This is a genomic window from Pseudomonas bharatica (assembly GCF_048586865.1).
GTDB lineage: Bacteria > Pseudomonadota > Gammaproteobacteria > Pseudomonadales > Pseudomonadaceae > Aquipseudomonas > Aquipseudomonas bharatica.
Window position 1 is genome coordinate 300,927 of the sequence record NZ_JBMAWR010000004.1, and the last position, 6,478, is coordinate 307,404.

Sequence of the window (6,478 nt, forward strand, 5' to 3'; positions counted from 1 at the left end):
CCCACCTCATCCATCTTTCTTGAGGGTTGCACAGATGTCAGTCGCTATCAGGTTTGCCGAAGGCCAGGAGGCCGGCGAAACGCTCTACCAGTTCGACGAGTCGCCGCTGCTGGCCCGGCAAAGCCGCCAGGAATCCAACGCACGCAGCTATCCGCGGCGGATTCCGCTGGCGCTGAAACGGGCCAAAGGCATCCATGTCGAGGACGTTGAAGGCCGGCGTTTCATCGATTGCCTGGCCGGTGCCGGAACCCTCGCCCTGGGCCATAACCACCCGGTGGTGATCGAGGCCATCCAGCAGGTGCTGGCGGACGAACTGCCGCTGCACACCCTGGACCTCACCACCCCGGTCAAGGACCAGTTCGTCCAGGACCTGTTCAGCATCTTGCCGCCGGCACTGGCGACCGAGGCGAAGATCCAGTTCTGCGGCCCGACCGGCACCGACGCGGTGGAAGCCGCGCTGAAACTGGTGCGCACCGCCACCGGGCGCAGCACCGTGCTGTCGTTCCAGGGCGGCTACCACGGCATGAGCCAGGGCGCCCTGAGCCTGATGGGCAGCCTGGGCCCCAAGCGCCCGCTGGGTGCGCTGCTGAGCAATGGCGTGCAGTTCATGCCCTATCCCTACGACTACCGTTGCCCGTTCGGCCTCGGTGGCGAGGCCGGGGTCAAGGCCAACCTGGCCTATCTGCACAACCTGCTGAGCGATCCCGAAGCCGGCGTGCAACTGCCGGCGGCGGTGATCGTCGAGGTGGTGCAGGGCGAGGGCGGGGTGATCCCGGCGGACCTGGAGTGGCTGCGCGGGGTACGCGCCATCACCGAACAGGCCGGGGTGGCGCTGATCGTCGATGAAATCCAGAGCGGTTTCGCCCGCACCGGCAAGATGTTCGCCTTCGAGCACGCCGGGATCATTCCCGACGTGGTGGTGATGTCCAAGGCCATCGGTGGCAGCCTGCCGCTGGCGGTGGTGGTCTATCGGCAGTGGCTGGACAGCTGGGCGCCGGGTGCCCATGCCGGGACCTTCCGTGGCAACCAGATGGCCATGGCGGCGGGGGCGGCGGTGATCCGCTACCTCAAGGAGCACGATATCTGCGCCCACGCCGCCGCCATGGGCGAGCGCCTGGCCGGGCATCTGCGCGAGCTGCAGCAGGACTACCCGCACCTGGGCGATATCCGCGGGCGCGGGCTGATGCTTGGCGTCGAACTGGTGGACCCGCAGGGCGAAGTCGACGCCCTGGGCCATGCCCCGTACTTCCCGCGCCTGGCGCCGCTGGTGCAGCGCGAATGCCTCAAGCGCGGGCTGATTCTCGAACTGGGTGGGCGTCACGGCAGCGTGGTGCGCTTCCTGCCGCCGCTGGTGATCACCGCCGAGCAGATCGACGACGTGTCGGCGATCTTTGCCCGGGCGTTGGCCGCGGCGGTGTCCAGCCTTTAATTTTTCGGCGTCCCCGGACGTCTAGGTACATATCAACTTTCGGAGAACAGCAATGACTTCAGTTTTCGACCGCGACGACATCCAGTTCCAGGTGGTGGTCAACCACGAGGAGCAATACTCCATCTGGCCGGACTACAAGGAAGTCCCGGCGGGCTGGCGCACCGTGGGCAAGAGCGGGCTGAAGAAAGACTGCCTGGCCTACATCGAAGAGGTCTGGACCGACATGCGCCCGCTGAGCCTGCGGCAGAAGATGGACGCGCAGGCGGCGCAATAACGAAAAAGCCCCGGTGAACACCGGGGCTTTTTTGTGTTGTCTGTCCCGGCCCTATCGCTGGCAACGCCAGCTCCCACAATGACCGCGTACACCGCCGGACCCTGTGGGAGCTGGCTTGCCAGCGATAGGGTCCTGAAGGTCACCGCATTATCATCTGCCAGCCTGCGCTTGCAGCCACTCCACCGTCCGCGGCGAAGCCTGCGCCAACGGAATCGCCGCCTGATGCACCGCCCCGTCCCAGCCCTCCATGGTGATCCACAGCTGCGCATCCACCGGCGTGTTTTTCGGCACCGGCAAGCTCGCCCCCAGCCGATGCGCCGAACCAAAGAAAATTACCCCCGCCGCCCGCAGGCTGCGCGGCTTGCCGATCCTCAGGTAGGTCGCCTTGACCCGCCTGGCGCAGGCTTCGCACAGCTCGGCATTGAAGCTCTTCATAAAGCCGGATGCGCCATCCAGCTCCGGCCCGCGCTCCTTCAGTTCGGCCAGCGTCAGGCTCCAGGGCCCGACCTGGATATCGCCGACCACCCGCTGCCCCAGCCCGCGATCCCCACGAAACAGCGCGGTCTCGGCGAAGTACCGCGGCATGAAGCCCAGCGGAATCAGGATCAGCAGGATATTCAAATGGAAGCGCCACTTGCGCCAGAAGCGCCCGAGCGACGATTCCGGCCGGGCAGCGAGGTCCTTGGTCACAGGGTGTTCTCCACGGTGTTGACGGGGCGCGGCTTGCGCGCTTCCCGGGCTTCGCGCTTGAGCGCGGCGGCGGTGGCCAGTGCGGTGCGCTTGGTCCAGATCAGCAACCCGCTTAGCACCATCAGGCTCAACACCAGGCCGAAGAAGGCCCAGATCGCCTTGATCCAGAAGCCGCCGAAGTCCCCGGTATGCAGCGGTCGCATCGACTCGGTGAGCAGCTCCACGCCGGTGCGGTCCGAGAGCAGCCGCGACGCAGCGATCTCGCCGGTGTAGGGATGGATGTCCACCAGTTGCGGAATCAGCGGATACCAGCTGCGCCCACCCACCTGCAGGGTGCCGTAGGTGTTGCTGGGCATGATGATATTGCTGGTGTCCAGGCTGGGGATTTTCTCCCGGGCGATCGCTACCGCGCGGTCCAGGCTGATCATCGGCGGCGGCTCGCCGTCGGCGGTGAGCGGCACGCTGTTGTGGGCCATCACCAGAGTCGCCGGGGAATAGCTGGAAATGCTCACCTGGTTGTCCTCCAGCAGCGCCTGGACCAGGAACCAGGTGCCGGTGATGGAGATGGTCGCGATGAACCAGATCGACCAGATGCCGCTGAGCCGATGCAGGTCGCCCCAGAAGATCCTCGCGCCGTGGCGCAGGCGCAGCACCGGGTTGAAGAAGCCTTTCCAGAAGCGCTTGTAGACCACCAGCCCGGTAACCAGCGAGCCAAGCAGCGGCAGGCCGAGGAAGGACACCAGGTACCAGCCCCAGGAATGCCCGTTGGTTGCCGGGATCAGCCACCAGCCGTGCAGGGCACGGGTGAAGCGGCGGAAATCGAACGATGGGGCAAAGCCCTGGATCTCGCCGCTGTACGGGTTCACGTAGGCCATGCTGGTGCGTCCGCCGGGCAGGCTGATGGTGGCGTTCAGGGCGAAATAGTCGCCGTCCGGCTGGTACAGCGCCGCGATGATCGCCTCGGGATGCTTCTGCGCCAGGTGATCCTTGATCTCCTCGAAGCTTAGGCGCCGGGCATCCTCCGACGGCGCGGTGGCGCGCATCTCCGGGTAGGCCAGCCACATGATTTCCTTGCTCACCACCGCCAGGGTCCCGGTGACGCAGACAATCAGGACGAAGAACCAGATCGGCAGGGCCAGCCAGCTGTGCACCAGAAACCAGAGTTTCGAGCGGGACTTCTTCGACATGGGTAACGCTCTCGCTGCAAATCCGTGAAGGACATCCATTTCTTTACGAACAGGCACGGGACGTTTTTAGGCAAAACCTGCAGCGAAGATGCAAGCAAATGTTTCTGCGTATGGGGGCGGGCGCCGGCCGGGCTAATTTTCCGCTCCGGCCAAACGTTCCCTCAGCAGACGAGGCGTGCCCTGCCGTTGGGGCTTGGGTGGCCACAGCCTTCAGGGAGAACCTTCATGAGTCATGCGTTGAGTTTGGATATCCGCCCCTTGTTGGGCGGGTCAGGCACCTTGCCCATGCTGATCGAGGCACCGGAGCCGGGCCTGGACCTGATGGAAGCGCTGGGCGAATTCAAGCCACTGGTGGCGCAGCACCTGTACAGCGCTGGCGGCATTCTCTTCCGCGGCTTCGAGGTGGGTGGCGCCGAACGCTTCCGCGAATTCGCCGCCGGCTTCGGCGACCCGCTGCTCAGCTACGAATTCGGCTCGACCCCTCGCAGCAACGTGACCAAGGGCGTCTACACCTCCACCGAGTACCCGGCGCACCAGAGCATCCCCCTGCACAACGAGCAGGCCTACACCCTCGACTGGCCGATGCGCATCTGGTTCTACAGCATGATCGCCGCCGAGACCGGTGGCGAAACGCCGATTGCCGACAGCCGCGAAATCTACCGACGCATCCCGGCGCGAATCCGCGAGCGTTTCGTCGAAAAGAAGCTGATGTACGTGCGCAACTACGGCAACGGCCTGGATGTGGAATGGAGCCAGGTGTTCAACACCGAGGACGAAAGCGTGGTCGAGGCCTACTGCCGGGCGCACGCGATCCAGTGCGAATGGAAGGACGACGGCGAACTGCGCACCCGGCAGATCTGCCAATCGGTGGCCACCCACCCGGTCACCCAGGACCGGGTCTGGTTCAACCAGGCGCACCTGTTCCACGTCTCCAACCTGCCGCCGGAAGTGCGCGAAAGCCTGCTGGACGTGGTGGACGAGGAAGACCTGCCGCGCAACGTCTACTACGGCGACGGCTCGCCGATCGAGGTGGACCTGCTGGATGAAGTGCGCGGTGTCCTGGACGACTGCACCATCAAGTTCCCGTGGCTGGAAAACGACGTGATGATGCTCGACAACATGCTCGCGGCCCACGCGCGGTCGCCGTTTACCGGGAAGCGGAAGGTGGTGGTGGCGATGGCGCAGGGGCATTCTGAACGCTGAACCAGAAGCGAACGCGTACCTTGTGTGTGGGGTTTATCGGACCGCCGAACCGCCGCGATTGCGGTAGTGAATCCATCGTGGCAATCGCGGGTGAACCCCACAGGGTTCGCGTCGCTCCAGATTCATCTGTTTTCTTCACAGATCTGCTCACGCGGAATCGTCATGGCGCCGTCCTCGACTCCAGATCCATATCGGCGGGCCATTTGACCTTCGGGGCCAGCAGCAGGGCGATGTTGCACCATGACACATCGTTGTGATCCTTCGGCGGACCGGGTGGTGGCAGGGCATCAGGGCCTTGCTGCATGTAGGTGCAGATATAGGCCCAGGCATGCTCGTCGGCGCCCATGGTGGTTAGAGGGAAGCGGTCGATGACTTCGTTGGTGCCGGGTTTGACGATGGAGAGCACTACACCGCCCTTGATGACGAGACCGCCTTGAGCGGTTGCGCCACGTTTCAACCAGCGTTCGGCTCGGACTTGGGACCAGTCGTAGGCTACTGGTTCAACCCGCCAGCGTTCGAAGGGGTTCCACCAGCGGTAGTTAAAGTTGTAGGCGTAGATACGGCTGCGGGAGCGGTTGAAGCGCAGTGGTAGATCGCGAGGTGCCGATAAGTCGAACTTAATGCAAAACAAGATCGACCACACTATAACGAGTGTCGCCGAACCGACTATCGCCCAGGCTTCGAGGTTGATCGCATGCTCAATAGTTATAACGAGCCAGCTCAGCACGAAAAACAGGACGCTCATGAGTGGTACAAACCAGATCACCAAGCCTCTTATGAAAGCCGAAGCACGCGGTAGCTCAAGAAAAATATCATCTTGGTGGTTAGGTGTGTCGAACCCAAGCGCTGGGGCCATTACCGGCAGCTCGTCAGGGCCGGGGAGGTCTTCTTGCCAGCCAGGGCAAGAAGGGCTGAGGTTAGGACTTTTCATAAGACTTCCATCCCAACCATCCACTTATCTTGTCTTCTCTTGTGGTGAGTCGGGCTACTCCGGCTTCATCTGACTTGTTAGGCCAGTAGGTCACGATAAGCTGTAAAGCGTGAAAATCGAGATTGCCACGGAAAGCGACGCACCCTTTAATCCTGAGCTCTCTTGACTCCGCATCGTAATCAATGATCGGAGCCGTAGTGTCGGTCTCGTATCCAGACCGTTTCCAGAAATCTGAAGCCGACAGCGGGTCCGTACTACCGGTACGGCCGCTTACAATAATTCCTCCCGATGTTTCACCAGGCCGGTATCCCCACAATTCCCATTCGTAATGCGATAAGTCAGGGGTATATCCGGGTAGAACGACCTGATACTCCATGGTTCCACCGCGTCCTGATACTTTGTCACCTGGCCTTTGTATCCGAACTGTCACGTCAAGTTCTGCTGTGAAACCCAGTAGCGCGGCATTCAACGCACCAATAGCCGTATCCATGTCATATGAGTCTTTCCAGCGTCGGTGGTCTTCGGGCAACCCCCAAAGTGAGTGTCGCGCCCACATTTCCAGAGGTTGCGATTCTTGCTTTTTGGCCCACACCGCAAACCCAAATCCTACAAAACCCAGGAATACGGCGACCGCGAGCGGGAAAAGGAGTACGGATGTAGACGCTATGGAGCCTCCAAGCGCAGTCAGTGCTGAGCCGGCGGCAATAGCTGCCGCAGCCGTAAAACCAATACTTGCCAGTTGATCACCGGCCTTGTACGTCCTT

Annotated in this window: 6 protein-coding genes and 1 pseudogene; 3 read left to right on the forward strand and 4 right to left on the reverse strand. The window is 62.6% G+C overall.

Annotated features, from left to right (window positions below):
- The first annotated feature begins 34 nt into the window (after window positions 1–34).
- Together ACKLLE_RS08010 and ACKLLE_RS08015 are read left to right on the forward strand one after the other, a co-directional pair.
- Window positions 35–1,429, forward strand: a complete 1,395-nt coding sequence (locus tag ACKLLE_RS08010; RefSeq protein WP_420057527.1) for an aspartate aminotransferase family protein — start codon at window positions 35–37, stop codon at window positions 1,427–1,429.
- Between the two features lie 52 nt (window positions 1,430–1,481).
- Window positions 1,482–1,703 carry an MbtH family protein gene (locus tag ACKLLE_RS08015; protein ID WP_009403109.1) on the forward strand — a complete coding sequence of 74 codons (222 nt, stop codon included), beginning with the start codon at window positions 1,482–1,484 and terminating at the stop codon, window positions 1,701–1,703.
- Window positions 1,704–1,853: 150 nt separating this feature from the next.
- Here ACKLLE_RS08015 and ACKLLE_RS08020 read toward each other — a convergent pair whose 3' ends face one another.
- The gene (locus tag ACKLLE_RS08020) at window positions 1,854–2,393 is read right to left on the reverse strand and encodes a thiamine pyrophosphate-binding protein (protein WP_420057528.1); all 540 of its coding nucleotides are present in this window, start codon (window positions 2,391–2,393) and stop codon (window positions 1,854–1,856) included.
- Window positions 2,390–3,580: a PepSY-associated TM helix domain-containing protein gene (locus tag ACKLLE_RS08025; RefSeq protein WP_420057529.1), complete on the reverse strand. Its 1,191-nt coding sequence runs from the start codon at window positions 3,578–3,580 to the stop codon at window positions 2,390–2,392. The genes ACKLLE_RS08020 and ACKLLE_RS08025 overlap by 4 nt, the downstream gene beginning before the upstream one ends.
- A 225-nt stretch (window positions 3,581–3,805) precedes the next feature.
- Here ACKLLE_RS08025 and ACKLLE_RS08030 point away from each other — a divergent pair, with 225 nt between their 5' ends.
- Window positions 3,806–4,783 (forward strand): TauD/TfdA family dioxygenase, encoded by a 978-nt coding sequence (locus ACKLLE_RS08030; protein ID WP_420057530.1) that lies wholly within the window; start codon window positions 3,806–3,808, stop codon window positions 4,781–4,783.
- A 160-nt stretch (window positions 4,784–4,943) separates the two neighbouring features.
- Here the strand turns inward: ACKLLE_RS08030 and ACKLLE_RS08035 are convergent, their stop codons facing one another.
- A complete protein-coding gene (locus tag ACKLLE_RS08035; RefSeq protein WP_420057531.1) occupies window positions 4,944–5,714 on the reverse strand; it encodes a DUF6708 domain-containing protein in 771 nt (256 codons plus the stop codon).
- Window positions 5,701–6,478, reverse strand: a pseudogene (locus ACKLLE_RS08040) (T6SS effector BTH_I2691 family protein); the annotation flags it as partial. The pseudogene ACKLLE_RS08040 and the gene ACKLLE_RS08035, both read right to left, overlap by 14 nt.

Bases quoted from the DNA above. Each gene is read 5' to 3' on its own strand.
- ACKLLE_RS08010 (WP_420057527.1), top strand. From the start codon at position 35: ATGTCAGTCGCTATCAGGTTTGCCGAAGGCCAGGAGGCCGGCGAAACG.
- ACKLLE_RS08015 (WP_009403109.1), top strand. From the start codon at position 1,482: ATGACTTCAGTTTTCGACCGCGACGACATCCAGTTCCAGGTGGTGGTC.
- ACKLLE_RS08025 (WP_420057529.1), bottom strand. From the start codon at position 3,580: ATGTCGAAGAAGTCCCGCTCGAAACTCTGGTTTCTGGTGCACAGCTGG.
- ACKLLE_RS08030 (WP_420057530.1), top strand. From the start codon at position 3,806: ATGAGTCATGCGTTGAGTTTGGATATCCGCCCCTTGTTGGGCGGGTCA.
- ACKLLE_RS08035 (WP_420057531.1), bottom strand. From the start codon at position 5,714: ATGAAAAGTCCTAACCTCAGCCCTTCTTGCCCTGGCTGGCAAGAAGAC.